At 31.5% G+C, this 26,011-nt stretch carries 23 protein-coding genes; 18 read left to right on the top strand and 5 right to left on the bottom strand.

Annotated elements, in window-relative coordinates; all coding sequences use genetic code 11:
• The 4 genes from GQR95_RS01905 to GQR95_RS01890 all read left to right on the top strand — a co-directional run bounded on the left by GQR95_RS01905 (position 1) and on the right by GQR95_RS01890 (position 2,883).
• Positions 1 to 948, top strand: a complete 948-nt coding sequence (locus GQR95_RS01905) for a hypothetical protein (RefSeq protein WP_159021546.1) — start codon at positions 1 to 3, stop codon at positions 946 to 948.
• A 139-nt stretch (positions 949 to 1,087) separates the two neighbouring features.
• Positions 1,088 to 1,333 carry a hypothetical protein gene (locus GQR95_RS01900; RefSeq protein ID WP_159021545.1) on the top strand — a complete coding sequence of 82 codons (246 nt, stop codon included), beginning with the start codon at positions 1,088 to 1,090 and terminating at the stop codon, positions 1,331 to 1,333.
• Positions 1,334 to 1,346: 13 nt separating this feature from the next.
• Complete coding sequence (locus GQR95_RS01895; protein WP_159021544.1) at positions 1,347 to 2,345, top strand: phosphotransferase; 999 nt, start codon at positions 1,347 to 1,349, stop codon at positions 2,343 to 2,345.
• A 100-nt stretch (positions 2,346 to 2,445) separates the two neighbouring features.
• On the top strand, positions 2,446 to 2,883 hold the full coding sequence (locus GQR95_RS01890; protein WP_159021543.1) for a universal stress protein: 438 nt from the start codon (positions 2,446 to 2,448) through the stop codon (positions 2,881 to 2,883).
• A gap of 14 nt (positions 2,884 to 2,897) precedes the next feature.
• On the opposite strand, the gene GQR95_RS01885 is transcribed toward GQR95_RS01890, so the two are convergent.
• Positions 2,898 to 3,920, bottom strand: coding sequence for a LacI family DNA-binding transcriptional regulator (locus GQR95_RS01885; RefSeq protein WP_159021542.1), 1,023 nt, complete (start codon positions 3,918 to 3,920; stop codon positions 2,898 to 2,900).
• 231 nt (positions 3,921 to 4,151) lie between these two features.
• On the opposite strand from GQR95_RS01885, the gene GQR95_RS01880 reads away from it, so the two are divergent.
• A complete protein-coding gene (locus tag GQR95_RS01880) occupies positions 4,152 to 4,511 on the top strand; it encodes a hypothetical protein (protein ID WP_159024207.1) in 360 nt (119 codons plus the stop codon).
• A gap of 66 nt (positions 4,512 to 4,577) precedes the next feature.
• On the opposite strand, the gene GQR95_RS01875 is transcribed toward GQR95_RS01880, so the two are convergent.
• The gene (locus tag GQR95_RS01875) at positions 4,578 to 5,075 is read right to left on the bottom strand and encodes a cytochrome c (RefSeq protein WP_159021541.1); all 498 of its coding nucleotides are present in this window, start codon (positions 5,073 to 5,075) and stop codon (positions 4,578 to 4,580) included.
• Between the two features lie 339 nt (positions 5,076 to 5,414).
• Between GQR95_RS01875 and GQR95_RS01870 the strand changes: the two genes are divergently transcribed.
• The 12 genes from GQR95_RS01870 (at position 5,415) to GQR95_RS01815 (ending at position 21,228) form a co-directional block, all read left to right on the top strand.
• On the top strand, positions 5,415 to 6,755 hold the full coding sequence (locus GQR95_RS01870; RefSeq protein WP_159021540.1) for a carboxypeptidase-like regulatory domain-containing protein: 1,341 nt from the start codon (positions 5,415 to 5,417) through the stop codon (positions 6,753 to 6,755).
• Positions 6,756 to 7,093: 338 nt separating this feature from the next.
• A complete protein-coding gene (locus tag GQR95_RS01865) occupies positions 7,094 to 7,582 on the top strand; it encodes a hypothetical protein (protein WP_159021539.1) in 489 nt (162 codons plus the stop codon).
• 67 nt (positions 7,583 to 7,649) lie between these two features.
• Entirely contained in the window at positions 7,650 to 9,842 is a 2,193-nt protein-coding gene (locus GQR95_RS01860) for an alginate lyase family protein (RefSeq protein WP_233265983.1), read from the top strand.
• 642 nt (positions 9,843 to 10,484) lie between these two features.
• Positions 10,485 to 13,592: a TonB-dependent receptor gene (locus GQR95_RS01855; protein ID WP_159021537.1), complete on the top strand. Its 3,108-nt coding sequence runs from the start codon at positions 10,485 to 10,487 to the stop codon at positions 13,590 to 13,592.
• A gap of 31 nt (positions 13,593 to 13,623) precedes the next feature.
• Complete coding sequence (locus GQR95_RS01850; RefSeq protein ID WP_159021536.1) at positions 13,624 to 15,090, top strand: RagB/SusD family nutrient uptake outer membrane protein; 1,467 nt, start codon at positions 13,624 to 13,626, stop codon at positions 15,088 to 15,090.
• Positions 15,091 to 15,128: 38 nt separating this feature from the next.
• Positions 15,129 to 16,067: a PKD domain-containing protein gene (locus GQR95_RS01845; protein ID WP_159021535.1), complete on the top strand. Its 939-nt coding sequence runs from the start codon at positions 15,129 to 15,131 to the stop codon at positions 16,065 to 16,067.
• 11 nt (positions 16,068 to 16,078) lie between these two features.
• Positions 16,079 to 16,999, top strand: coding sequence for a polysaccharide lyase family 7 protein (locus GQR95_RS01840; RefSeq protein WP_159021534.1), 921 nt, complete (start codon positions 16,079 to 16,081; stop codon positions 16,997 to 16,999).
• Between the two features lie 117 nt (positions 17,000 to 17,116).
• Positions 17,117 to 17,821: a FadR/GntR family transcriptional regulator gene (locus tag GQR95_RS01835; RefSeq protein ID WP_159021533.1), complete on the top strand. Its 705-nt coding sequence runs from the start codon at positions 17,117 to 17,119 to the stop codon at positions 17,819 to 17,821.
• Positions 17,822 to 17,942: 121 nt separating this feature from the next.
• Positions 17,943 to 19,229, top strand: a complete 1,287-nt coding sequence (locus GQR95_RS01830) for an MFS transporter (RefSeq protein ID WP_159021532.1) — start codon at positions 17,943 to 17,945, stop codon at positions 19,227 to 19,229.
• A 36-nt stretch (positions 19,230 to 19,265) separates the two neighbouring features.
• Positions 19,266 to 20,027 (top strand): SDR family NAD(P)-dependent oxidoreductase, encoded by a 762-nt coding sequence (locus GQR95_RS01825; protein WP_159021531.1) that lies wholly within the window; start codon positions 19,266 to 19,268, stop codon positions 20,025 to 20,027.
• 550 nt (positions 20,028 to 20,577) lie between these two features.
• Positions 20,578 to 20,802, top strand: a complete 225-nt coding sequence (locus GQR95_RS01820; RefSeq protein WP_159021530.1) for a hypothetical protein — start codon at positions 20,578 to 20,580, stop codon at positions 20,800 to 20,802.
• A gap of 63 nt (positions 20,803 to 20,865) precedes the next feature.
• Positions 20,866 to 21,228, top strand: coding sequence for a DUF1304 domain-containing protein (locus tag GQR95_RS01815; protein ID WP_159021529.1), 363 nt, complete (start codon positions 20,866 to 20,868; stop codon positions 21,226 to 21,228).
• A gap of 84 nt (positions 21,229 to 21,312) precedes the next feature.
• Here the strand turns inward: GQR95_RS01815 and GQR95_RS01810 are convergent, their stop codons facing one another.
• On the bottom strand, positions 21,313 to 22,182 hold the full coding sequence (locus GQR95_RS01810; protein ID WP_159021528.1) for an outer membrane beta-barrel protein: 870 nt from the start codon (positions 22,180 to 22,182) through the stop codon (positions 21,313 to 21,315).
• Between the two features lie 213 nt (positions 22,183 to 22,395).
• Between GQR95_RS01810 and GQR95_RS01805 the strand changes: the two genes are divergently transcribed.
• Positions 22,396 to 23,085: a peptidoglycan DD-metalloendopeptidase family protein gene (locus GQR95_RS01805; RefSeq protein WP_159021527.1), complete on the top strand. Its 690-nt coding sequence runs from the start codon at positions 22,396 to 22,398 to the stop codon at positions 23,083 to 23,085.
• 100 nt (positions 23,086 to 23,185) lie between these two features.
• On the opposite strand, the gene GQR95_RS01800 is transcribed toward GQR95_RS01805, so the two are convergent.
• Both GQR95_RS01800 and GQR95_RS01795 read right to left on the bottom strand, forming a co-directional pair.
• Positions 23,186 to 23,680 (bottom strand): DUF6265 family protein, encoded by a 495-nt coding sequence (locus GQR95_RS01800; RefSeq protein ID WP_233265982.1) that lies wholly within the window; start codon positions 23,678 to 23,680, stop codon positions 23,186 to 23,188.
• A 22-nt stretch (positions 23,681 to 23,702) separates the two neighbouring features.
• Entirely contained in the window at positions 23,703 to 25,904 is a 2,202-nt protein-coding gene (locus GQR95_RS01795) for a heparinase II/III family protein (RefSeq protein WP_159021526.1), read from the bottom strand.
• Positions 25,905 to 26,011 lie beyond the last annotated feature (107 nt).

Here is a 26,011-nt window from a genome sequence, read left to right as displayed (position 1 = left end):
ATGAATAAAGAACATTTAAAATATCTAGTCAAGATTACGCTATTGGTTATTGTGGTTTCCTTTATTGTAGATAAAGTTGTTTTTCTAGCCCTTAATACCATTAGCGATAACGTATATTCTGGACAAAGTATTGGTAAGCTTAACCAGTATTTAAAGGTTAAAGATAGTGTGGATTTTGTTGTTTTTGGAAGCTCAAGAGCGAATCATAATATAGATCCTCGTATCATCTCAAAAAAAAGTTTTAATATGGGAATGGATGGTGTTAAAATTGCCTATTCGGCAGTGTTAATACAATTACTTCCTAAAGACAAGCAGCAAACTATTTTATTGCATATAGATTCTAATTATGCGTTTAATGAGTCGTACGATGGCGAAGATGTTATGGCTTTAGCTTCAAAATACAATAGAAATAAGGATATAAAAATTGGAATAGATAAGTTGAATAAAAATAATAACCTTCAGAAATTTTATTGGAGTTTAGGCTATAATGGAAAAGTACTTGGGATTTTAAAAAACTATTTAGATCCTAAAAACGATTATACAGAACGCTTAGGGTACGAGCCTATTTATGTAAGTGAAATACAACATAACATATTCGAAAATATTATACATAGAAACGAAGTTATAGATCTCGATACTTTTTGCGGAACCCATTATAATATCAATGCAACTTATAGTCAGACACTATCAGACATAAAAGCGTTTTGCGATGCTAATAACAAGAAATTGATACTGTTTACATCTCCTAAATACCAATATCCTTGCAAGAAGGCTAATGCTGAATTTAAGGCCTTACTAACCGCTAAAGGATTAACGTATTATGATTTTACCGACTTTTTTAAAGATGATAATCAGTTAAAATACTGGAAAGATAAAACACATTTATCTCATTTGGGAGCAGAAAAACTGTCTGAAGCAGTCAAAGAAATTGTTCTAAAAGCAAATTAAATAGTAGTTGTAGCTTGTATACATTCTTAATTTAGAAGTTTGTTCTTTTTATCTTATGTTTTTCAATTTTTCATTTATTTAAAATGATTAGGTTTTATTACCTTCAGCCTTTAAAATCATTAAAAAGAGGTCTGTTTTTATGAAAAGTTATAAGTTAATTTTAAGATATGTAATTACAGGAACGCTCTTTGTTGTGCTCCCGATTCTTATTTTATTAATTTTATTTGGAAAAGCTTTAACCATTTTAATGCCGTTAGGTCATGCTTTAACGCATAGGTTTAATTTAACCTCTGTTCTTGGGCCAGGAGCAGTCTTGCTAGTTAGTTCTCTAATAATTTTTATCATAAGCTTTTTGTCTCAGAATACTGTTACGTATTCAACTTAATTTTCTATAATTTATGTCTGTATTTCCTGTTATTACATCTACACTTTCTGCATCTGCATTAGGTCAGTTTTTAATTAAAACATATCGTTTTAGTGAGGCAAGTACTTGCACATTGTATAGAACCGGAATGAATCACACCTATTTTGTAACCAATAAAAACAAGAAGTATGTGTTTAGGGTGTATAGTTACCAATGGCGGACTAAAAACCAAATAAAAGAAGAGCTTCGTCTTTTAGACATGCTTAAAGACAATGCGATTAGTATTTCGTATTCTATACCCGATTGTGAAGGAAAATTAATTCAAGATATTGAAGCGCCAGAAGGACTTAGATATGGGGTTTTATTTTCGTTTGCAGAAGGGGAAAAGCTGCGTTTTATGAATGAAGATACTTGTTTTTCTATTGGTAAATTAATGGCAAAATTTCATAATGTTACCACAAGCAAATCTATAGAACGTATGACGTACACGACAGAAACGTTGTTAGATTTACCTTTCGAATATGCCAATGCTTATTTTAAAGAGACGCTTCCTGAAATGCAATTTATTAAGGCACAATCTGAAGCTATTAAGGCACAATTTTTAAACATAAATAAGAAAAACGTAAGATCTGGAATTATACATTTAGATATTTGGTACGATAATATGAGCGTGAAAAATAGTGAAGAAATGACTGTTTTCGATTTCGATTTCTGCGGAAACGGTTCTTGTATTCTAGACGTTGGCTACTTCTGTAAACAGTTATTTCATATTGAAGCAGATAAATCTATTTACGAATTAAAGAAAGCTAAATTTTTAGAAGGTTACCAAAGTGTTTTAAAATTATCTGAAGACGAATTACAATTAATTCCAGCAGCAGGCATGTCTGTTTGGATTTTCTATTTAGGAGTGCAATCTCGCCGTTTCGATTGGTCTAATATTTTTCTAACCGAAAATTATTTAAAAATGTATATTGGTAAAATGCAGTCTTGGCAAGTGTATTCTGAAAAAAAATATCTTGTAAAAAAAAAGTAATTAATTAATAACAGCTTAAGGTCTTAAAATAGCATGTAAGATTAATATTTAGTACCTTAGAGTTACTAAAACATTTGCTGTTTATTTTAAAGTATTAATTATGAAAAATATTTTAGTTACTATAGATTTTAATGGTAAAGAAAGAATTTTACTTAAACAAGCATACGAGTTAGCATCTGCTTTTCATTCTAAATTATGGATTATGCACATTGCTGCTCCAGATCCAGATTTTGTAGGTTATGATGCTGGTCCGATAGAAGTTCGTAATTCTAGAGCTAAAGAATTAAAGGACGAACATGCTAAGCTACGTGAATATGCTTTTGAAATGAATGAACGTCATGTAGAAACCGAAGGCTTGTTAGTAGAGGGCGTAACAATTTCAACAATATTAAAAGAAGCAGAACGCCTAAATGCCGATTTAATAATTTCCGGGCGAGAAAAACATGGATTCTTTTACAAAGCCATTATAGGAAGCACTTCTAGTCAGCTTATAGGCGAATCTAAAATTCCTATATTAATTGTGCTATTGGGAGATTAGTCTTTTTGCAGAGTCTATCTTGTAGAAGAATCTCGAATTTTTAATTTAGGAGCAAGAATTACGTTTTTTTCAACCTTTAATAACTCCGGATTATTAATTTGATCTAGGAATACCTTTGCAGCAAGTTTTCCCATTTTTAGTGGACATTGATCTACAGAGGAAATTGGGTTTTCCATAAATTTTGTAAATGGTTCGTTACTAAATCCAACCACAGCAATATCTTGAGGGATAGCTACAGCATTTGCTTTAAGTTCCTTAATTGCACCTAATAACATAAAGTCACTCGATGAAAAGATGCCATCTGGTCTGGTCTTCAATTTAAAAATATTTTGAGCCGCTCTTTTTCCGCCACTTAAATCGTTTTTAGTTTCTAAAACCAGAGCTTCATCAAAAGAAATATTATTGTCTTCTAAGGCTTGTTTGTAGCCTTTCAATCGCTTTTTGTAAATATCTACAGCTTGGTAATTTAATACGGTAAGATGTACAATGCGTGTGCAACCTTGCTCTATTAAATGTTGTGTTGCTAAATATGCACCTTTAAAATCGTCTAAAGTAACAGAGCTAGCGCCTTTTAAGTCTAGCTTTCTATCTACAAAAATTAAGGGAGTATTTTTGTTTAATATCCTCTCGAATACAGATACATCTTGAGTGTTTTTTGTAATAGATGTTATAATACCATCTACTTGAGCATTTAAAAGCGCATTAATATTTTGAATTTCTTTCTCTTCATTATCATGCGTTTGGCAAATAATAATATGGTATCCTTTCGGGTATAATTCATCTTCTATACCACGAATAATAGATCCAAAAAAATTAATATCTATTCTAGGTACAATAACGCCAATGTTATTACTTCTCCCGCTTTTTAAGGCTAACGCTAATCTGTTTTGTTCGTAACCTAGTTCTAAAGCTATTTCCTGAACACGTTTTTTTGTTTTAGCGCTCGTTTTTGGATGATCGTTTAAAGCTCTCGATACAGTGGCTGCAGAAATATTTAATTTTTTAGCAATGTCATAAATCGTTGCTTTATCGCTCATTTTATGAATTTTAATAGGGGTGCAAAATAGTGAAAAAACCACATAAGAATGGTCGCTAAATATGTTATTTTCATTTAAAATCAGGTTGTTAATGTTAATATTGGTAAGCGTAATGTGTTTGCTAAATTATAATTAATGGTGTTTTAGTAAATCTATGCTCTATGTAAGTACTGTTTTTAATTTGTAAAGATGAGTACGCATTGTATCTTTAAAGGCGTAAAAAATATAAACATGACAGTTGAAGATTTAGTGGGGACATTTTCTGTTAGCGGAACAAACCAGGAAGACGGAGGACATGAATATAGAGGAACGCTTAAATTGTGGTTAGATAAAGACTATAGAGTAGGCGCTAAATGGCTTATTAATAACGAACAAGAACAATTTGGAACAGGTTTTTTTAAAGATAATATTCTAGTAATTAATTTTTATTATTTAGGAGAAAACAATGAAAAATTTAAAGGTGTTGTTGTGTATCGTGCTTTAACAGCAAATCTTTTAGATGGTTTCTGGTCGGAGAAACACGGAGATCCTTTGTATTTGGGAGAAGAGCGTTGTTTTAGAGTTACTACAGAACAGGAGTTATTAAATTAAAACAGGCTTAATCTTTTTTAAGACTAAACCTGTTTTAGTTAACGATAATAATTTATGCAATATTTTCTATTTTTCTAAGCTTCTTAAGTATTCTACAATGGCTCTGGCGTTGTCCTCGCTTACAGGAGCAGTTATCATTACAGCTTTGTTATACTCTTCGTAAATGCCTTTAGCTAGAGGATCTTTTTTTGTCATTTCTGCTGTATTCATAACCATATTCATAATCCATTCAGGACTTCTTTTAGTGGTAACATCGCCTAAAGCAGGACCAATAAATTTTTTGTCGGTTTTATGGCAAGCCACACAAGTTGTATTAAAAAAAGTTTCTCCTTTTTTAGCTAAATCCATATCTACAGTATCTCCTATTTCAACAGATTTTATAGGGCCAATACCTTTGTTTTCTAAATCTACTAAAGTTTCATATGCAATAGCTGCTTCCGTTTTTGTAGTGGTTTCTACGGGTGTTGTCGCTTTAGGTGCGCTGTATTCAAATTTCTTTTTTTCAGCTTTATCTCCACAGCTAAAAATAAGAAGTGCTAATGCAATAAATAATACGTTTTTCATATAGATTATGTTTTTAGATGTCACAATTTAAGTTTTATAAAATTACAAATTGTTATAATTTCATAAAATGACAATTCTCATGTATTTCTACGTGTCAATTTTATTTAATTAGAGACTCGTTTTTATATCTATTTAGAACAGTGTGTAATTAAAAGTAAGTAGTTGGTTGTCTTGGTGTTTTGTCTCTTTTCTGTATAACAGTTTTTAATGAATAGATTATATTTTTATTTGGTAATATATAAAGGACTTTAAATTTTATTATAATATACTACCTTTAAAACATCACTAATTGTAAAATGGCTATAGATGTATTTCCGAAAAATTAAAACTTCAATTCAAATGAGATTTACTTTTATTCTTTTTTTTTTAGCTTTTACAGTAACAGCTCAAAACATAACAGGTAAAATTTTAGATAGGGAAACCAATACACCTTTAGAAGATGTAAATATTTATTTTGAAGGCAATAAAAATAATGGAACAGTGTCTGATGCCAGCGGTATGTTCGAGTTAGAACTAAATAAAGAGAGTCGTTCTAGCGATGTTATTTTGTTCTCAATGTTAGGATATACCACTTTAGAATATAGTGTAGAAGATGTAAAATCACGGAATTGTATATTGTTTTTAGTTAAAAAAGAAGAAGTCTTAGATGAGGTTATTGTAATGTCTGATTTGGAATTACATCCGGAATTAAAATATAATAAGGTAGCAGATTTAGATTTTGGTGTCGCGTATTTTGCTTCTGTTTTAGTTCATAATAAGATTTATGTTTTTGGAGGAGATAGAACGATTATAGACGGAAACGAAAAACGCGCTATGGAAACTGCACTAGATTTTTCTGAGTTTTTAAAAATGTTGAAATTAAACATGACTTGGGAAAACTATAGCGATAAATTACAGGTGTACGATGTTATTAAAGATTCTGTTTACGTTTCAGATTTAGAGTTTAAAAAACGAGCTTATCACGAAGCAGTTACTGTAAACGATACGGTTTATGTTTTAGGAGGGAAAACACTGTCTAAAAATCAGAAAAAAGAATATTTAGAAAATAATATTGAAGTTCTTGATTTGGGGACTAACCAACTAAAGTTAGATCAGACGTATCCGCATCAAGCCATAAATTTTGCAGCAGTTTCTTATCAAGATAACCTTGTTGTAATGGGCGGTTCTACAGAGCGAAGCAGGACTAACGAAAAAACATATAGCGATAAATCATACATTTATAATATAACGTCTGGATATTGGTACGAATTAGCAAACATGACTCAGCCTAAAGAGGTAAAAGGTGTACTTGTAAATAAGAAGATTTATCTTATTGGCGGATTTAATGAGATGGCTTTAAAAACCATAGAATATTACGATTTAGAACAAGGAATTTGGCATAACGAAGGCGAGTTGTTTAAAGGTATTGATAATCCTGCATTAACGCAGCACGATAATATTATTTATATATTTAATGATGATAGGTTGTTAACTTATAATACCTTAACTAAGGTTTTAAATGCTTATAAAACCGATCTAGATTTATATAATGCTTCACTTTTTTATGCTGAAAATAAACTGTTTTTAGTTGGGGGGAATACAACTTACAACTATGCCATAGAGCCTGTTTCAGATATTTATTCTATTGACATTAGAGAATTACCAAGAACAAAAATTATAGAAACTAAAACCTTAAATTAATTACGAGTACTTTGTCCTTTTGGGAGATTTATTAAGACAATATTTTAAACATTTTATATTTTAATACGCTTCGTTTTTAATTGATTTAAATTAGATTTTCTTTCAAAATATAAAAGACTATATAGCAGTGTTTTAGTTCCTGTTCTGGAGTAGGTGGTAAAAATGAAAAAGTAGCCTTATCTTACTGTATGTTTAATATTGTACAGTTTTTAATTCCTTTTTTTGTCAAATTCATTAATATATTCCTTTTAACTTTTGTAATCATAAAAAAATTCCTATTTTTGGTAAACCAGTGTGGTAAACCAATTTTACAATCCCACATAAACAAACAAATAACTATGCAATATCACTCTAAAAGGATATTTATAAATACATGTCTACTTTTCTTTATAGTAGGAGGTGTGTTATTTACTTTATGGAGTGCTAAATCTAAGTCGCAAAATACAGTGCTTACTGTACAGACTTATAATACTGCTGTAATAAATGCACAGCTTAGCAATGTTATTATATTGGTTACAGGCGTTTGGAAAAACACCGAACTTGTTTTTAAAGATTACAACTTAGCAAACCATATTGCTACACGTATTGGAGAAGATAAGACACGCGTAATTCCTGAAAACTATTCAAACTTTAGAATAGCAGGAAAATCTATGGTACATATCGTAACCAATACTTTAAATAAAGTTGGTATAACAAGTGTATCTAAAAATCAAGAAAACACAGTTAAAAATAGTATGTCTGTCCATTTTAAATTAGCAACTAATACTGCTTTTGTTTTGGCTAATAACTCATCTTTAAAAGGGAGAGTGCAGATGGTAAGGATTTAGGAATCATAAAGTAAATTAAGAGAGTATGTTGTATTTAAAAAGAATCGTTTTAATTTGTTGTGTGCTTATGGCGCAGAGCGGATTTTCTCAGGAACATCCGAATTTAATCTTAACTAAGCAAGGGGTTAAAGATATAAAATCGCAATTGGGTAATATACCTTTGTTTGATGCAACTTTGGCGCAAGTTAAAGCTAAAGTAGATGCTCAGATAAAAATAGGAATAGAAGTTCCTGTGCCTAAAGATATGGCCGGAGGTTATACTCACGAACGTCATAAATTAAATTACATTACAATGCAAGAAGCAGGTGTTTTGTATCAAATTTTAGGAGACGAAACGTATGCTATTTATGTACGAGATATGTTAATGGCATATGCAGAATTATATCCTGGGTTGCCAAGACACCCGCAAGAACGTTCTTATGCTAGAGGTAAATTATTCTGGCAATGTTTAAACGATTCTAACTGGTTAGTATATACAGCTCAGGCTTACGATTGTATTTACGATTACTTATCTAAAAAAGAAGTAAAACACTTAGAGAAGAAATTGTTTAGACCTATGGCAGATTTCTTATCTATAGATACACCTCAATTTTTCAACAGAATTCATAACCACAGTACTTGGGGTAATGTCGCAGTTGGTATGATTGCTTTAGTAATGGATGATGATAAGTTAATAGATAGAGCGCTTTACGGAATTAAAGATTTAAAATTAGACGCTGGTAAAGATAACGACGGTGGCGATATTTTTGTTAAAGGCCAAAAAGCAGGGTTCTTAGCAAATTTAGAACAGCCTTTCTCTCCAGATGGTTATTATACAGAAGGTGCATATTACCAACGTTACGCGATGTATCCTTTCATGATTTTTGCAGAAGCTTTACATAATGTAAAACCTGAAACTAAACCATTCGAATATAAAGATGGTGTGTTATTAAAAGGTGTAGATGCTTTATTGAATTTAACAGATAAAGATGGTGAGTTTTTTGCTTTGAATGATTCGCAAAAAGGAATGTCTTACTTTACAGAGTCTTTAGTCTCTGCTGTAGATATTGCATATTATTACGGTTCTAAAGACGCAAGCTTATTGTCTATCGCTAAAGAACAAGGCCGTGTACAATTAGATCAAACAGGTTTAGCTGTAGCAGTAGCTGTTCGTGATGGAAAAGAAAAACCATTCGTGAAAAAATCTAAATTATTAAGAGATGGCTCTAAAGGCGACGAAGGTGCTATAGGAATTTTACGCTCTACAAAAAACGATACGTATACTTTAGTAATGAAGAATGCTGCACAAGGTTTAAGCCATGGACATTACGATAAATTATCTTTCTCATTATTCCATGAAGGACATGAAATGTTACAAGATTATGGTTTAGCTCGTTTTGTAAACATTGAACAAAAAAATGGTGGTGGTTATTTAAAGGAAAATAAAACATGGGCAAAACAAACTATTGCACATAACACTATTATTCAAGACGAAACATCTCAGTTTAACGGAGATTACGAAACAGGAAGTAAGCATCACTCAGACATGTATGTTTTTGATGTAGAAAATCCAGATATTCAAATTGTAAGTGCTAAAGAAAAGAATGCATATCCAGGCACGTTATTACAACGTACAATGGTAATGTTAAATCATGAAGATTTTGAACAACCTGTTGTTTTAGATTTAATGCAAGTAAACTCTGAAGCGAAGCACCAATTCGATTTACCTTTCTATTATTTTGGTCAGATTATTTCAACAAATTTTGATTATAAAAAATACGAAACGTTAAGTCCTTTAGGTAAGGCTTTTGGTTACCAGCATTTATGGAAAGAAGGACAAGGATCTTCTGCTAAAGGCGATGCTTCTTTAACATGGAGACACGACAGTGTGTTTTATACAATAACAACGACGACTTCAGACGATGATAAATTAATTTTTGGACGTATTGGAGCACATGATCCTGAATATAACTTAAGACCAGATCCTGTATTTATGGTAAGAAAAAATACAGATAATGCATTATTTGCTTCCGTAATAGAAACTCATGGTACTTATAGTACAGTAAGTGAATTGGCGAAAAATGCATTTTCAAGTGTTAAAAAATTAACAGTGTTAAAAAGCTCTGTAGATTATTCTGCAGTTGAAATTAACATGGAAAATGGAGATGCTTTTGTATTTATTATGGCAAACTCAAACGACTCTAAAACAGAAAAACATACTTTAACAGTAGGCGATAAAACGTATAGCTGGACAGGAGTTTATTCTTTTTCAAAACAATAAAAATTGAAATTATAGAAAGATTCGGATCAAATAAATAAATTTTAATAGTATTCGAAATAAAATTAGAAACAGTTGGTCAGTGGTTTAGAAATAAAAATAGATAGTGATTATAATATTAGAGCTATTTATATGAGTTTTGAAACAAGAAAATGTCTTGATGTTTTCGGTCTAATTCAGGGAGATTTTAGGAAATAATATTTCTTATATAAAATACAGTATTTGTCTATAATTGATAAATACGCTTTTAATAAAAGCGCTTTTTAATATTTAACATTAAAAGGCGCTTTTTTTTGCGGAATGATTTTTTTTTAACAAATAATTAATATATATTTGGATTACCAAACTGGGTAACCAATCTGGTTTACCAAACAAATAAAAAATTGGTTAGTTCTTATTCATTTTAAAATAAAAAAATTAGAAAAAGAAAGGTGTTTCTTTTTTTTACAAATGCTTTAAAGAAAAAGAGAAGTGTTTGTTTCGCCTAATTAAGCGTGTAAAACATGGCAAAAGGAAAATTAAATATTCTATGCTTTGTTTAACTAATTAATGATAAAGGCTATTTTTTTTGAATAAAATGGATATGGTTTTAAGAAAACATACTAATCAAAGCTAAACTATTATTTATTATTAAAACAACAACAAATGAATTTGAAAAAACAATTAGTATTGTATGTATTTCTGTTGCTAAACGCAGTTGCGTTTGCACAGGAGGATGTGGTTACAGGTGTCGTTTCAGACGCTCAAGGCGCTCCAATACCTGGCGCTAATGTTCTGGTAGCAGGAACAACAAGAGGTGCGTCAACAGATTTTGATGGAAATTTTTCTTTAGAAGTAGAGAAAGGAGAAGTTTTACATTTCTCTTACATAGGTTTTGTTACTAAGCTAATAACCGTTGGTGATGAGAAAACTTTAAACGTAATATTACAAGAAGATTTAAGTGAATTAGATGAGGTCGTTGTGATTGGTTATGGTACTCAAAAAAAATCAAACCTAACAGGAGCTATTTCTAAAGTAGTAAATGATGATCTTGATCAAATTGCAGTATCTAGGGTAGATGATGCATTGGTAGGTCAAGTATCTGGTGTAAATATTCAATCTACAGATGGTGAAGCTGGTGCAGCGCCAACCATTACTATTAGAGGTGTTGGTTCTATGGCAGGAGATTCTACTCCATTAATTGTTGTAGATGGTGTTATTGTAGATTCAAGTTTCTTAGGATCTTTAAATATGAATGATGTAGAATCTTTTGAGATTTTAAAAGATGCAGCATCTTCTTCTATTTATGGTTCTAAAGGATCTAATGGTATTATCATGATTAGTATGAAATCTGGTGTTGCAGGAAAAACAAGAGTTAACTACAGCACATTTACAGGTATGAAAACTGCTAGAAAAAGTGATGCTTACGGATTTACTACACAAGGTTGGGCAGATATGCAAATGAAAGAAAACGGTGTAATATCTGAATATACTAAAGCTCAATTGCAAATTGGAACAGACCGTTCTTGGCAAGATGTGTTTTTTGAAGCTGGTACTATTAGTAATCACTCTTTATCTATTAGAGGAGGTAACGAAAAAACTAAATTTACTGTCAGTATGAACTATTCAGAAGATGAAGGTGTAATGCTAGTAGATAATTACAAAAAAATTGGTACAAGATTAAAAGTAGATAGTGAATTAAACGATAAGATTAAAATTGGAGCAAGTTTTAGTCCATCTTACACTAATAGAAGAAGATTTTCTGAAAACATACATAACGTAGCTAGACACCAACCATGGTTGCCTATTTATCAAGATGAACAATCTATTCTACATGTAGATCCTAATGGAGCTTATAAAGATATTCAAGTTGGAGATTACGCAAGACAAGATCACTTTACTATATTCGATTTAGATGATGATGGTGAAATTGATGACATTCTTACTAATATAGGTAACAGTAATAACGCAAACCCTTATGCAAGAATTGTAGAGCGTAATAGAACAGATAAAAAGTTTCAATTATATGGAAGTTTTTATGCACAATATGAAGTTATAGAAGGTCTTAATTTTAAAACATCTTTATCAGGATCTTATAACGATACTAAAAGAACAGATTATATGGGAACTCAAGCTAGAGAAAGTGTTACAGACGCTTACATGCAAGAGATTTCTCAAAAAGATAATTACTTAATTTTTGATAACTTCTTTAACTATAACAAATCTTTCGGAAAACACGATTTAGGTGTTACTGCAGGTATGTCTGTTGAAAGTAGAAATTATTTCTACTCAGGTTTTAAAGGAACAGGATATGCTAACGATGTTGTAATGCAAATTACAAATGCAACTGCAATTTCTGAGTTTGACGGTTTTGAGTGGCAAAAACGTGGTATTTCTTACGTGTCTAGACTTACATATGCTTACGATAATAAATATTTAGCGTCTTTAAGTATGAGACGTGATGGTAGTTCAATCTTCGGATCTGATTATAAATATGGTAACTTCCCAGCAGCATCTGTAGGATGGAATATTGCTAAAGAAGATTTTATGTCTGAAAGCGATGTTATTAATAGCTTGAAATTTAGAGTTAGTTATGGTGTTACAGGTAACGACCGTTTAAATACTGGTGCAGTAGATCCAGATGCAAATGGAAGTACTTCAAATTTAAGTACAGGTAATATCTTAGTAGATTATTATCCTTACTTATCTTTATTAGGAGCATCAGGAAATAGTTATACTGTAGATGGAACAGTAACTGCAGGATTTTCTCCTGTAAATATTGCTAATCCACAATTAAAATGGGAACGTTTAGTTGAAATTAATCCTGGTATTGACTTCGGATTATTAAACAACAGAATTACAGGTTCTATAGATTGGTATAGAAGAACAAGTGATCAATTATTACTAGATAATCCAGTTTCTGTAACAACAGGATTTGATTCTGCCTTAGTTAATCTTGGTGAAGTAAGAAATGAAGGTTGGGAATTCGAATTAAGAACAAAAAACATTTCTACAGAGAAATTTAGATGGAGCTCTACAATTATAGCAACAACTAACAAAAATACATTAGTAGATTTTGCAGATTCTGATGGACAAATTACAAGTTTAGATCCAAGTAGACCAGCAGAATGGATTAACTTAGAAGGGCAACCAATTTCTCAGTTCTATGGTTATGTTGTAGATAAAGAAGTCGAGATAGAATACAGAGATAGACCTTACAGACATGTAGGAGCACAATCAGGTTTAGTATATGTTAAAGATTTAAATGGTGATGGTGTTTTAGATGAAGAAGATAAAACAGAATTGGGAAATCCTTATCCAGAATTAATTTGGAGTTTTACTAACGAATTTAGTTATGGAGATTTCGATTTCTCTTTCATGTTCCAAGGTTCTCATGGAGCAGAAGTAAGAAATATTGGAGATTACTACATGTTTAGTCATAGTAATAACAGAACGGTATTAGAAAATACTCCAAATCAAGAATTCTTAGCAGATAAATATTTTACAAATAGTATTGTGCAAGATGCGTCTTACATCGCTTTAAGAAACGTAAATATTGGGTATAACTTTCCAAGTGATACTTTAGATAAACTTAAACTTTCAGGATTAAGAGTTTATGCTACGGGTCAGAATCTAATTTACAAAACTGCAGATGATTATACAGGATGGAATCCTGAAGCACTTGATAAAACAAGTCCTACTCAAGCAGGTTACCAAAGAGGAGGTTCTCCAATATATAGAACGATATCTTTAGGTTTAAATTTAGATTTTTAATAATTTTTTTAACGATTTAATAAATAATATTATGAAATATTTTAAATATATCGCTTTAATATTAATGGGGAATACCTTCATTTCTTGTAGCGACTTTTTAGAGCCAACACCAAGTTCTTCTATTACTACAGATAATTATTATACTACAGCAGATGAGTTAGAAACAGCTTTAATTGGAGCTTACGCTGGTATTAAAGGAGTTAATAGTAATGATAAGAAAGACAATCACGGTGTACAGTGGGAGTATTACTTAACAGAAATGCGTACAGATAATACAAGTACTAAAAGTCCAGATTCTGAAGATGCATCAGATGCAGGACAAATGGAAAGTTTTGATGTACTTCCTACAAACAACTTTATTTTAAACTACTATACAAGTTCTTTTGAAGTAATCTATAGATCTAATGTTATATTAGAACATATAGATGTTGTAGAAGATGAAGCTACTAAAGCTGCTATTGAAGGTGAAGCTAAGTTTTTAAGAGCATACTCTTATTTTAATTTAGTACGTTTATTTGGAGATTTACCTTATGTAGATCATATTTTAGATCCTGCAGATACTGAAGCTCAATTTACAAGAGTAGATACAAGTGTTATTTACGACCTAATAGTTTCAGATTTACTAACCGCTATAGATGGAATAGAAGATCATGGTTATAAAACTAGAGCTTCTAAAGATGCCGCAAAAGCCTTGTTAGCAAAAGTATATTTAAGTTTAGAAACTCCAGAATATACAAAAGCACAACTTTTATGTGAGGAAATTATAAACAGCGGAGAATACAAATTATTAAGTGATTTTTATGATGTTTTCTATACAGAATTAAATGATGAAGTTATTTTTGCTATAGGATATAATAGTGGTATTCAAGATAACAGTCAGATATTTTCTGCAGATTGGATGAATGCTGTTGGTAATACAAGTGGTGTTAACTATGCAACTACAGATGCTAAAGCAGCTATTGATGCAAATGGAGGAAATAGAACAGAAGTATCTTACAGAGAAGATCCTCTTACATTATTTGGAGGAACAATTAGATACCAAGTAGGTAAATATTTTCCTGACGGTGAAACAGGAGGAAGCGACGGACAAACATTTACAGGCTTACCTCAATTAGCAGGTAACGATTGGATCGTGTTACGTTATGCAGATGTGTTATTAATGCATTCTGAAGCTATTTTAGCAGGATCATCAAGTACATCTAGTTCTAGCGCTATAAACTCTTATATGGAAGTTCGTGAAAGAGCAGGATTCGATGCTGTTACAGATCGTCCTTCTAGCCTTTCTAAAGATGCTCTATTACTAGAAAGACGTGTAGAGTTAGCGTTCGAAAATCAGAGATTATTTGATTTACTTCGTTTTAATGAAGCACAATCTAAGCTTTCTGCATTCGCTACAGCAAATGGTTTCACGTTTACTTCTACAGATTTATTATTGCCAATTCCGCAAAATGAAATAAATCTAAGTAACGGTGTTATGGAACAAAACCCAGGTTACTAATTAAAATAAATTAATTAACTATTTAAAACATGAAAACAATGATTAATTTAAAAAAATACGTATTTGGAATCGGACTAGGAGTTTTTACTCTTGCAGTTGGTCTTTCACTTACAGCATGCGACCCTTCAATTGATGCTTTAGAATTTGACTTACCAGATGCAAATTCTCAAGAAGATTTAACGCCTCCTACTGCAGGCTTTACAGAAACAGAATCTTCTTCAGATTATTTAACTTACAATTTTGCTAATACATCTTCTAGTTCTACAGAATATGTATGGGATTATGGAGATGGTAACACAGGAACCACTGTAGATGGTGAAAATACGTATCCTGTAGAAGGAACTTATACGGTTACTTTAACAGCTTCAGATAATAATGGATTAACAAATTCATTTTCTATGGATATTGAAGTTGTAGAGCCAGAAGTTCCGCCATCAATCTATCCAGATGTTATCAATGGAGATTTTGAAGACGGAACAAGTGGATGGAAACCTTCAGAATGTACAGGATGTTCAAAAAATGCATTTAATGCTAGTTCAGACGGATCTTCTCTTCTATATGATGGATCAGATTCAGGATTAAGCAAAACAGCAGGAGCTAAATATACAAGTTCTACATCTGCAGGACCTTCATTAAGTAGTGATACAAGATATGGTTACCAAACATTAATTGTATCTCCAAATACTAACTATATTTTAGAATATGAGTATGCAATTAAAACAGATAAAGACGATATCGAAGGAGGTGATCGTGCTGTTATTAGTATTTTAGATGGTGCTTATGAAGATGCAGCAGATGCAGCAGCAAGTACACCTATACTTACTTTAGAAGGCGCTACAGCATCAGGTAAAGGTAACTTTACATCAGCTATGAAAGTATTCTCTTCTAATGCAACTGGAGAAATATCTATATTAATGTATGCCATTACTAATGACGAATTATTTATAGATAACGTTAAGGTTTATCCAGTAGAATAAATTAATTAAATATGAAAAACTTCAGTAAAGAAATATTAGCATTATTGGTAATCGTTTTTCTATCTGTTAACGCTACTTGTCAAGAAAAGGCAAGTAGCGCTACAGATTCTTCTTCTAAGGTTGAAAAAAAAGACAAAAAGAAAAAGAAGAAGAAAAAGTATAAATTACCCAAGATTGATTTAAGTCATTGGAGTGTTACAACACCAGAACTTAACAAGAAGGGAGGCGCTATGAATGTTGAGCCACCAGAAATTTTGAATTATGCTACAGACGATAGGTTAATACCTTACATGTATAACGATTCTGTTAACGGAGCTTTAGTTTTTTATTCGTTTCCAAGTAATGCAACAACTGCAAATACTAAATACACCAGATGTGAATTAAGAGAACAAATGGTGCCAGGAGATAATGATAAGAACTGGACGTTTGCAGATGGTGCATATATGAAAGGAAAATTAGCCATGGAAGATATCTCGAAAGATTCTGATGGTAAATATCATAAAGCCATTATCATGCAAATTCATGGTCGGTTAACAGATGAGCAACGCGATTTAATTGGTCAGAAAGATAATAATGCACCACCCATTTTAAAAATTTATTGGCAAAATGGAAAAGTACGTGTTAAGACAAAAAAACTTAAAAATATAAGTGCTACAGATGAAGAGTTGTTAGATAAACATGCTTGGGATGACGATGATGGATTTACATTTAAGCAAGAAGTAGGATTTAGCAAATTTATTTTAGAAGTAAAAATTTCAGAAGGAAAAATGGTAGTTATTCTAAATAAAAATGAATATGCCGTTTATGAAGATGTTAACATGAGAAGATGGGGCATTTTTGAAAATTACTTTAAAGCAGGAAACTACTTTCAGTCTAGGGACGAAGGTTCTTACGCAAAAGTAAAATATTACGAATTAGAAGTTAAACATTAACGACAATTATAATTATTAGTGTTTTATTAACGTTTATATGGGAATGTAGTGCAGCAAATTTTTTTTATTTTTTTGTAATTTGCGACTTCTAATCTGGTAAACCAATTTATGAAATAAATGAAAGTAGGAGTTCTATCTAAAAACGATAACGAAGAGATTCATAATAAAATTATAGTTCAAATTACTGAGCTAATTAATTTAAAAAACTTAGAGCCTGGAGATAAATTGCCTTCAGAACGTATGTTGTCTGAGAAATTAGAGGTTAGCAGAAGTGCAGTAAGAGAAGCGATTAATAAACTGGAATTTTACGGGATATTAAAATCAATTCCTCAAAGCGGAACTTTCGTTGCAGATATAGGCGTAACCGCTATGAATGGTATGATTGATTACATTCTAGGTTTAGAAGATCCGGATTTTAAATCGTTAGTAGAAACTCGAATTCTTTTAGAATTAAAAATTGTAAAATTAGCTTCGTTAAGACGAACTGATGAAGATTTAGTTAATATAAAAGCTGCTTTAGATGCTTTTGAAGAGAAAGTTTTAAATGGTGAAAACGCAGTTCAAGAAGATCTGTTATTTCATTTGGCAATAGCCAATACTTGTGGTAATAGTACACTTAATGGGTTTATGTTAAAAATAACACCAGAGATTATTACCAATTTTAAAAAGTATCATGTTTGCGGAGACGAATTATCGGTAGTCGCAATTCAAGAACATAAAGCAATATATGAGGCTATTAAAAACCAAGAAACTCAGAAGGCAAGACAAATAATGAAGGTTCACTTTAAAACATTATATCAATATTGTTATAACATAGAATAATTATTAATGATTAAAAGGAAGGTATAGAATTGTAAACTAAATTTACTTATCACGTTTATTTACCTCGTGATGTATGTTTAATAGTTTATGTTTTTTTCTTCCAATAAACTAAAGAAGTATTATGAAAGTAAAAGGATTAAGGTGGTTTATTATTGGGCTAATATTTTTAGCTTCGGTAATTAACTACATCGACAGAAGTGCATTAGCAGTAATGTGGGGAAATGAAAACCTTCCAGGTTCTATTTCTTATGATTTAGGTTTAACCAAAATACACTATGGTTATATTCTTAACATTTTTATGGTGGCTTACGCCTTAGGACAATTGTTTTCAGGTAAGTTATTTGACAAAGTAGGAACACGTTTAGGTTATGTTATAAGTATTGGTGTTTGGGGACTTTCTTCTTTCTTACATTCTACAGTAAGAGGATTTATTGGCCTTGCATTTTTTAGAAGTACATTAGGTTTGTCTGAGGCAGGAAACTGGCCAGGTGGAGTTAAAAGTAATGCCGAATGGTTCCCGATTAAAGAGCGTGCTATTGCACAAGGATTGTTTAATGCAGGAGCCTCTATAGGTTCTGTAATTGCACCACCATTTATTGCAATGATTTTCGTAGCATACGGATGGAGAACAACCTTTATGGTCGTTGGTTCTTTTGGTTTGATGTGGATTATTCCTTGGTTCCTTATTAACAAAGCAGGACCAAAGAAACACCCTTGGATTACTGAAGATGAGCAAAAATATATATTAGATGGTCAAAGTCAAGCAGATCGTGATGCGAAAGAAGATGATAAAGGTTTATCATTATCAGAAATTTTATCTCACAAAGAAGCTTGGGCTATCGTAGTTGGTCGTTTTTTCTTAGAACCAATCTGGTGGTTATTTGTAGGTTGGATGCCAATTTACTTATTCGATATTTATGGTTTCGATGTAAAAGAAGTAGGTATGTTTGCTTGGGTACCTTACGTTGGTGCTGCTATTGGTAGTATCGCAGGAGGATATGTATCTGGACAAATTATTTCTAAAACAAACTCTATAGATAAAGGTAGAAAAATCACAATTTTAATTGGAGGTATTATAATGTTCTTAGGTTTAGTTGCTACTGTATTATTTGGTAACACTCCATTACGTTTTGTAGGTATTGTATTCGTAGTATTATTCGGATTCCAATTTGCTATTGGTAACGTACAAACTTTACCTAGTGATTTATTCAATGGTAAAAACGTTGGATCGTTAGCAGGATTAGGTGGAATGGTTGGTGTATTCTCTGTAATTATTATGAACTTTTTAGTTCCTATTGTTGCCGAAGTATCATACACACCAATATTTATTGCAATTGCAATATTTGTTCCGCTAGGTGTTGGAGCGATCTATTATTTCGCAAAAGATATCAAGAACGTAGAACAATAAAAAAATAAAATTAAGTTAAATATTAAATATAATAAGATGAGTAATTCAAAAAAAGTAGCTGTTATTACAGGTGCTACAGGTGGAATTGGTTTCGCTGTAGCTCAAAGATTAGGTAAAGATGGTTATACTGTAGTTTTAAACGGTATAGAAGATGAAATTGGTGCTGAAAGAGTTAAAGAACTAGAAGCTGAAGGTATTACTGCTGAATATGTTGGATTTGACATGACTAAAGATGAAGCTGTAACTGAAAACATTACTAAAATTGGTGAAAAATACGGTAAAATCGATGTGCTTGTAAATAATACAGGTGGTATTGGTGTTAGAGCTAGATTTGAAGAAATGACAACTGAACAATACAGATTTGTTATGGCTTTAAACTTGGATTCAGTATTTTTTGCTTCAAGAGCAGCTATTCCTTTCCTTAAAAAAGGAGAAAATCCGTCAATTATAAACTATACTTCAAATGCAGCTTGGAATGGTGCAGGACCAGGAGCTGGAATTTATTCAGTATCTAAAGGTGGTGTGCAATCTATAACTAGAGCCTTAGCTAAAGATTTAGCAGAATACGGAATTAGAGTAAACGCAGTATCTCCTGGTACTATCGATACACCTTTCCATGCACAAATTAAAGCAACTAAACCAGAAGTTTTTGCTTCTTGGGCTAATAGTGTTTTATTAGGAAGATTAGGTCAGCCAGAAGAAGTTGCTGGTGTAGTTTCTTTCTTAGCTAGTAAAGATGCATCTTTCATGACAGCTGAAACTGTTCAGATTGGTGGTGGTCAAGCTTTAGGTATCTAATAAGATTAAATATATAATGCTGCCTTTCTTTTTGTAGCATTTATACATAATTAGAAGGTCGTTTAACGGCCTTCTAAATTTTAAAGTACATGTTTTATTAATAGTTAACCAACGGTGATGTTCGTTCTCTATTATAATACTGTTTGTTTGTTGCCCCTAATGTTAGGGTTATTCAATTTTCTAAACTTTAGTATTTATTTTAGTCAGAGTATAGAAGTTAAATTAGTTTACTGTGTTTTATTTCTTAATTTAACTTCTTCATTTTGTGTTTTTTTTAAGATTCTCAAAAGACTATTTTAAATACTAAAGTTTTTTATTGGATATAATTATACAAATACTTTCTCCATACAAATTAAGTTTTTAGAGTTCTTCAAAAAACATTTGGTTTAAAATATTAGAAATTTCATTTCCTAGTGTGCATCGCTTAATTACAATTTAATGTATAAAAGTGACTTCAATCTATATTGGGTTTCCTTGTGTTTATGCTGTAGTGAATCGTGTAATATTGTAAAAAGGCTTAATTTTATTTACTTAAATATTCAGTTGTATTATGACTAGAATTACAAAAAATAAAGTCTTCTGTTTTATTGCTTTTATGGTAATGTTCTATATTTTTTATAGTCTTTTAAACTATTTTTTTTATGCTTTAGAAGCTGTATATCGCGCTATGATTTCTGGTGTACTTACGGCTATTTTTGCTCCTAGAGTGCAGAAAAAGGGTGTAGATACTCAGCTAATCTGGATTTTTCTAAAAAAGCCAATTTCAATAGCTTAAGAGTAGGTCTAGTTTGTTAGATTTGCTTTTATAGTTTAGTAGTTAATTCTTAATAAAAAAAGCATGTATTTAATCGCTCAAATATTAACAGCCTTAGTCGCTGTAGAACATTTATATATTTTATGGATAGAGATGTTTGCTTGGGAAACTGCAGGAAAGAAGACTTTCGATACGTTACCAAAAGACTTATTTAAGTCTACCACTGTATTGGCTGCAAATCAAGGTTTGTATAATGGGTTTTTATCTGCAGGATTAATCTGGTCGTTCTTTATCTCAGATCCAAATTGGATAAAAAATATTCGTATATTTTTTCTTTGCTGTGTTATACTAGCAGGAATCTATGGAGCAAAAACAATTGCTAAAAAGATATTTGTGGTTCAAGCTGTACCAGCCATTCTAGCATTAATTTTTGTGCTGCTCTCATAATATATCATTTTTGTTTAAAATGCATAAAAAAGGCGAGGATGTACATCCTCACCTTTTTATTTATATCTTTTACTTCAAAAGGAGTTATTCTGCTTTAGAGATTCCTTTTCCTTTAAACTTATAAGTCACACCAAAATTAAGTCCGAAAGAAGAGTATGGTACTTTTACAGCCAATTCTTTAGACGTATCTGTATTTGTATGTTCGATATCATCTTCGTACGTTGTTTTTATTACGTAACCATCAGGTAAGTTGTCTAAAGTATAATACCCTTCTACAGCCACTGTTCCGTCAGGTAATACAATGTTTGTATTGAAACTTTGAAGTTCAGAATCTTTACGTTTTAAACTAATTCCATAATATTCAGCTTCAACAAATAAGCTAAATTTTTCATTTAAGTCATACTTGTATCCAATAGCGGCAACAAAGCCTAAAGGAAATACACCGTGAAAATCTTCAACATAATCAGTATCTGAATACGTTCCTGAAGGAAGTCCTAAAGCAGTCGCTTCAGCATCAGAGAATACAGTTTGACTATTTACAACAGCTTCTGTTTTTCCACCTAATTTTATTAAAGCCCCAAAACGTCCGTAAACATTATTTGTAAACTTATATACTAAAGATGCAGCAGCTCCAAAAGCACGCGCTCTAGCTATAGCATCTACTTGTTGGCTATCAAGATCTACGTTAGAGACTGTTTGATCTGAACCATGTAAATATCCTAAGCTTAAATCTGCTCCGAATGTATCGTTAAAAAAATAGGTTCCTCTTAATTGAACATTTATACCTTCACCATAACTACCGTAAGTGTTGCTTGTTTTAGTAGAATTTATTTCTTCTCCCAATTTCATTCCTGCGCTTCCAATAGCATACCCTGTACTTGCCGAAATTTCGAATTGTGCATAAGACATCGTACTTATTAGTAAGACTCCTAAAAATAGTATCCTTTTTATCATAAAAATTGAATTTAATTTAAGCAAAAATAGAAAATAAATCATATTAAGCAACATTCTTTGAATAATATTTAATTTAAAAGGGTATATTTTATTATATATGCATAATACTTTAGTAAGTGTCACTTTTGTTAAATACTTGTAAAAAGAGATAACAAATTGTTTAAAATGATAAATGAAGTGAAAGTTTATTTATTTTTGAATAAATGCTTATTTATGCCAAATACTATTTTTAGAACCTTGATTAAAAGTGTGTTTACAAAACCGATACAGGTTTTAGCTCCTGAAATTAATACAAAAAATTATGTACCTTTAGATTTGTCTCCTTCTAATTTAGATTTGAAGAAAGTTGATGTTTCTTCGTCTAAAAAGTTAGCTTCCTATATAAATTCTCATTTAAAAGAACATCATGAGAAATTAGCTTATGGTGGTTATCTAGAAGTGCGAGATATTTATAAACGTAGTACTTATTTTAATTCTGAAGATAATTTGTCTGAGCGTAACATTCATATAGGAATGGATTTGTGGTGCGAAGCTGGTTCTTTTGTCCTTGCTGCTTTAGATGGTACTGTGCATAGTTTTAATAATAATACAAATCATGGAGATTACGGGCCTACCATAATTTTGAAACATACTTATCCTAATTTTGAGTTTTACACACTCTACGGGCATTTAAGCTTAGATTCTATTGCATCCTTAGAAATTGGGCAAACTGTTAATCAAGGTGAAAAGATTGCTGAATTAGGAGCTTCTGATGTGAATGGAGATTATCCACCTCATTTACATTTTCAAATTATAAAAGATATCCAAGAGTATTCTGGCGATTATCCTGGAGTTTGTTGTCAGTTAGATTTAGACTTTTATTCAGAAAATTGTCCAGACCCTAATATTTTATTGAATATTTAAAATATACCGTTTAGATATTGATCTTAAAAAGCCAGAATAAAAATGAATTGCAATTCATTTTTATTCTGGCTTTAATAATTATTTACGAGTGTATAGCATTCTACTTCATTTTTTTAAATTCGAAAGGAATTTCCATATCTTCTCCTGAAACCATGGCATGTAAAGTGTTTCCGTTTATCCAGTACTTTATCTGATTCGGAAATTCTATTTCGGTGTTTTTACATGTGAAATTTTTAGAGTTATGATCAGTACCTTTAAACGTAATCCAGTCTTGTTCGTCTGGAGTTTTTACCTTTAAATTCCACGATTTTTTTACTTTTATTAATTGTATGCGTTCTTGCTTAATGGTATCTCCATTTTGCATTGTAAATCCTATTCCCGAATATTCAGTTGCGCTTATCTTTTTCCAATGTTCAAACGTGTCTTTACCTGCTTCTTCATTTAGGCGTTTCCAAGATCCTAATAACCAATCCATGTTTTCCGCTTGTTCTGTTGTAGTAGTAACGGGTGATTCTTCAACTTTAGGCATTTCTTTTTTATTCTGATTACAAGCACACAGCAATAATCCTACACATATAATTAACAGTTTCCTCATAAGGTTTCGGTGTTTTGTACTTCTATTTTATATTAAAAATATGATGATCTCCAGGTTTTAATGTGATTTTACTATTAGAATTATTGTTTACTGTAATAGTCGTTTCTTTGTCTCCAAGGACATTTACATGTAAGGTCCCATTTTCTGCTTCCATATATAAATCTGTTTCTACAGAAGCTTCAAGCGTAATACTTTTTTGCACCATTTTTTTCACTCCAAAGGCATAACATTTATCTCTATTAGCAATTACAGTGGTGTTACTGCCGTTTGTTCCCCAAGCAAGCGTGTTTACAGTCCAATCTTTTAATTTTAATGTTTTCTGATCTTTATCTATTCCGTTATTATAACCTTGGTAAGGTAAAATTACAGTTATAAAGTTGAATTCATTTTCGCCTTTTTTAGAAACTACAGTCCAGTTTTTTCCGTTAGCTCCAGAAGTTTCAACAGTATCTGTTGCATTTAATTGAAAAATATCTGTTCCCGCTGCATCAGGAAAAGAGGCACGAATAAGATCCGATCCTAATTCTGTAGTATAATGACCTTGCCAAACTTGTTTGTAATTGTGAGCTGTTGGTGCTTTAAAATTATCTTTTACAATCCAGAAATCATTTTTTAAATAAATTACCTGACGCGAATAGGTTACATCTATATTTTCAAAACCATCATGACTTCCTATAAAAAGATCGAACTTGTCATTCGTATTCCAAGTAATAACAGTTGGAGTAGGTAGGTTTTTAAATTTTCCGAAACCACTTCCTCCTTTGTTAGACGTCCATTCTTTTCCTATTAATTCATCATCTACAAGCGCTACATTTTTCACCATAGAATTCTTGAATAGATCAAAATCTTTAAGTGAATAACGCACTTGGTAATTTGGTAAAATAACGTGTCCGTTTGCCATGGCTTGAATTCCTAACACATCGCCATGTTGGTGGTCTGGTTTGTCTGCATCTACTCCAGCACTAATAATCATCATATCATCATTGGCCTCCCAACCTTGTCTCATTATGTAGTATTTGGTGTCTTTAAAAGCTAAAGAACCATATTCAGGTGTTTTCTTTTCTATATTGTTAAGTTGTGCCACTTGTTTGTTGCTTAAAAACCAATACATGCCAGCATCTACTTTATTAGTCGCAAAATATCCAAAACTAGGATCGTCGTATAATAAATAGCCTAGAGTTAGTGCTCCAGAAATGTCATTTGTTTCTGCCCACGGATTATCTGTATCGTCTTGAAGTACGGGAGCATTTTTGTCTGGATAAGCAATTTTAGGAAGTGTTGTAAATAAAGAATGTAATTTATCCTCCCAAGCTTGATCTACTTTTATATTATTAATTTTTGTTAACTGATATGCATAAAAATAGTTGTTAATGTCTGCCATGTGATAATGTACAGAACGTTCAAACTGAAAGCCATCAGGATTAATTTCTTTTTCTAAATGTTCGCTTAATCTAGACATGGCTCTGTCGTACCATTTATCTGTGCCTTCAAAATCACGAAATAAAATAGAGATTGCAGCTAAAGCCGACATTCCTTTTGTTTGATGATTTCCAGCATGAAACTTCGCATTGTTTTCGTATAAACTTTGTCCGTGTTGCAATAAAGTCGCAATGGTTCGTAGCTGATCTGCATCTGTATAAGCCTTGTCACTTAAAAACATATTATGAATCCAAAGCCAATTGGTTATTCTATATCCAGCTCTGTAAACCTCATAAACACCATTTCCATCTTTAATGGTTTCATATCTATTCGCTTTAAGTGCTTTATTTAAAGACTCCATCTGGTCTACAAAATATCTAATATATTCTGGGTTCTTTCCTTCGTTAAAATAGAGTAGGGCAATATCTACCATTTTATGTTGTCTGGCCAAATGTCTAAGCGCATATGCATCTACTGGATCTCCGTTTTTATAATAAGACGGGAGTTTCCATTGGGTGTCAGCATAGAATTTGTTTAGATGATCTAAAGCTCTAGTTTTATGTTCGGCTTCATTATCATATATAGCATTATAAGTGGTTAAACGTTCGTTAAAGGTTTTGTAATCGTAATAAAAACGTTCAGAAAATTTCTCTCTAAAATATTCTGCTATGCCTGCTTCTGTTAGCTTGCCTTCAGCCTTTAATTGCGAGCTGACTTCTGTTTTTAAATATTTATGTAAATTTTTAATGTTTACAACTTCTTTACTCGATAGGGATTGTGCGGAAAGATTAGAAGTAAAAAGCATTAAAAGAATGCAGGTTAAACTTAAGTTTTTAAGGTGAGTGAGTTGATGAAAAAAAGGATAGGTTGAGGTACTAAAAAGTCTTGTCATGTAGTTGTTTTTTCTGAGGT

The organism is Formosa sp. L2A11, assembly GCF_009796865.1.
Lineage (GTDB): Bacteria > Bacteroidota > Bacteroidia > Flavobacteriales > Flavobacteriaceae > Formosa.
This window is presented reverse-complemented; position numbering and strand designations above follow the sequence as displayed.